The 3,146-nt window shown below is 39.0% G+C and carries 2 protein-coding genes and 1 pseudogene; all 3 read left to right on the forward strand.

Annotation, left to right across the window (positions count from 1 at the left end):
- The first annotated feature begins 171 nt into the window (after positions 1-171).
- The gene (argS, locus tag HMPREF0849_RS04020) at positions 172-1,863 is read left to right on the forward strand and encodes an arginine--tRNA ligase (protein ID WP_001092731.1); all 1,692 of its coding nucleotides are present in this window, start codon (positions 172-174) and stop codon (positions 1,861-1,863) included.
- Positions 1,864-2,412: 549 nt separating this feature from the next.
- On the forward strand, positions 2,413-2,658 hold the full coding sequence (locus tag HMPREF0849_RS04025; RefSeq protein ID WP_000084865.1) for a hypothetical protein: 246 nt from the start codon (positions 2,413-2,415) through the stop codon (positions 2,656-2,658).
- A gap of 197 nt (positions 2,659-2,855) precedes the next feature.
- A pseudogene (locus tag HMPREF0849_RS04030) lies at positions 2,856-3,146 on the forward strand (divalent metal cation transporter); the annotation flags it as partial.

Genomic DNA, 3,146 nt, shown 5'->3' on the forward strand with positions numbered 1-3,146 from the left:
TTTCTCTTTTTCTCATATTATCCTCTTAAGTGAATATTTATAACAAGTTTTACATTTATTTTATAACTACATTATACCAAAAAAAATAGATAATTCAAAAAAAATTCTTTTCTTTCTCAAAAAATGTAGTAAATTGTGTTAAAATAGTAAAAAAGCCCAAAAGGAGCCCTTATGAATACAAAAGAATTGATTGCTAGCGAGTTGGCTAGCGTCATTGATAGCCTGGACCAAGAGGCTATTTTAAATTTACTGGAAACACCTAAAAACTCAGAAATGGGAGACATCGCCTTCCCTGCCTTTTCTCTAGCAAAGGTCGAGCGTAAAGCTCCGCAAATGATTGCAACAGATATTGCTGAAAAAATCAATAGTCAAGCCTTTGAAAAGGTTGTCGCTACTGGACCTTACGTTAACTTTTTCCTTGATAAATCTGCTATTTCGGCTCAGGTATTACAGGATGTTATCACTGAAAAAGATCACTATGCTGACCAAACCATTGGCAAGCAAGAAAATGTCGTTATCGATATGTCTAGTCCCAATATCGCAAAACCATTCTCTATTGGTCACCTGCGCTCAACGGTTATCGGAGATAGCTTGTCACATATTTTCCAAAAAATCGGCTATCAAACGGTCAAGGTCAACCATTTGGGAGACTGGGGCAAACAGTTTGGAATGTTAATCGTTGCCTACAAGAAATGGGGAAATGAGGAAGCCGTTAAAGCACATCCAATCGATGAACTTCTTAAACTCTACGTTCGCATCAATGCTGAAGCTGAAAAAGATCCTAGCTTGGATGAAGAAGCACGCGAATGGTTCCGCAAACTGGAAAATGGAGATGAGGAAGCCCTCGCTCTCTGGCAATGGTTCCGTGATGAAAGTTTAGTGGAATTCAACCGTCTTTACAATGAATTGCAAGTTGAATTTGACAGCTACAACGGAGAAGCCTTCTACAATGATAAGATGGATGCTGTTGTAGACATTCTCGCTGAAAAAGGACTTCTTGTTGAGTCAGAAGGGGCTCAAGTTGTCAATCTTGAGAAATATGGAATTGAACATCCAGCTCTTATCAAGAAATCTGATGGTGCAACTCTCTATATCACACGAGACTTGGCTGCAGCCCTCTACCGTAAAAACGAATACCAATTTGCAAAATCCATCTATGTTGTTGGTCAAGAGCAATCTGCCCACTTCAAACAACTCAAGGCAGTACTACAAGAGATGGGCTACGATTGGAGCCAAGACATTGTCCATGTTCCGTTTGGATTGGTAACAAAAGAAGGGAAAAAACTCTCTACTCGTAAAGGAAATGTCATCTTGCTAGAACCGACTATCGCTGAGGCTGTTAGTCGTGCCAAAGCCCAAATCGAAGCGAAAAATCCTGAGTTAGAAAATAAAGACCAGGTTGCCCACGCTGTTGGAGTTGGGGCTATCAAGTTCTATGATCTTAAGACCGACCGTACAAATGGATATGACTTCGACCTTGAAGCTATGGTATCCTTTGAAGGAGAAACTGGACCTTACGTTCAATACGCCTACGCTCGTATCCAATCTATCTTGCGCAAAGCCGATTTCAAACCAGATACAGCTAGCAACTATAGCCTGAATGATGCTGAAAGCTGGGAAATCATCAAGCTCATCCAAGACTTCCCACGTATTATCAATCGTGCAGCAGATAACTTTGAACCTTCTATCATTGCGAAATTTGCGATTGGTTTGGCTCAAGCATTTAACAAATATTATGCACATACACGTATCCTAGATGAAAGTCCTGAGCGCGACAGTCGTCTGGCCCTCAGCTACGCAACCGCAGTCGTCCTCAAAGAAGCTCTTCGTTTGCTCGGAGTAGAAGCGCCGGAGAAGATGTAAATCGCCAAAGTTACTTGATTGCGGAGCAATCTAAGTAACTAACGCCAAATCCTATTTGGACTTTGGCTAGGAGCTTCACTAGTAAAGAAACATAAATATTGTCGATTTATGTTTCTTTACGTCGTAACCAGTACGAGTTGCCTAAACGCTTCACTAATTCACCTAACCAAATAATATCGATTTGGCTAGGCTCATGTCGTAATCTTTTAATCACTTTATTGTAAAGCAATCTAATACTCAATGAAAATCAAAGAGCAAACTAGGAAGCTAGCCGCTTATATGCGGACTAGCTAACTGCTTCACTAGTCATGGCCCCTAAATATAATCGATTTAGAACCCATGACGTCGTAACTATGGTGATTTGGCTTGGTGCTTCACTAATTTACCAAACCAAATAATATCAATTTAGTTTAGGTTCTAATCTTTTAGATTACTTGAAAGCAATCTGAAAGATTGAGGCAAAATAACATTTATATTTTGTTCGGCCTTGTAGCTGTTCAATGAAATAATTTATTCACTTTTACTATTTATCACACTGGGAGATTTCCTATGAGCCAATATGCTTATATCCTCGTTGTACTTAGCTTGGTTTTCCTTTTTCTGCTCAATAAGTACGAGAAGGAAAGACTTCAAAGACTCTACCAAGAGCAACTCTTGAAGGATGAGACATTTAGGTCTGACATCAAAGAGAAAATTCACACGACTGAAAATATCAATGATGTCATTGCACATATCAATAAAACTTACCATCTGGGAATGTTGCTCTCAAAAGACGTCACAGATCAATTGAAATAATTAAAATCCGAGAAGCTTTCTTCTCGGATTTTTTAGGCTTACCATATTCTCCTTGGAGAAATTTCATTAATACATGTAAAGTTTTCTGTAATTTTCTATATTTTTTCAAAATGGCCTTGCATTTCTTTTAAGATTTTTGTAGAATAGTAGCTATCTATTCAGATTATTCTGAAAATTCAAAAATAGGAGCGTTTATTATGTCACAAGTTACGTTATCAAACCAGTCAACCTGGGCAAGCAAACTAAAGGCAATGGGGCCAGGAATTCTAATGGCTTCTGCAGCCGTTGGAGGTTCTCATATCGTATCCTCTACTCAAGCTGGTGGTTCTTATGGGTGGTCACTACTCCTCTTGGTTATCTTGGCCAATGTTTTTAAATATCCATTTTTCCGTTTTGGAGCCGAATATACTGCCGACACTGGTAAAACCTTGGTGGAAGGTTATGCCGAAAAAGGAAAACTCTATCTCTGGATTTTCTTTGTCCTCAAC

The organism is Streptococcus sp. C300 (assembly GCF_000187645.1).
Taxonomy (GTDB): Bacteria; Bacillota; Bacilli; order Lactobacillales; family Streptococcaceae; genus Streptococcus; species Streptococcus oralis_CQ.

What these genes read in the sequence shown, in the direction of transcription:
- argS (WP_001092731.1), top strand. Translation starts at nt 172, where the DNA reads ATGAATACAAAAGAATTGATTGCTAGCGAGTTGGCTAGCGTCATTGAT.
- HMPREF0849_RS04025 (WP_000084865.1), top strand. Translation starts at nt 2,413, where the DNA reads ATGAGCCAATATGCTTATATCCTCGTTGTACTTAGCTTGGTTTTCCTT.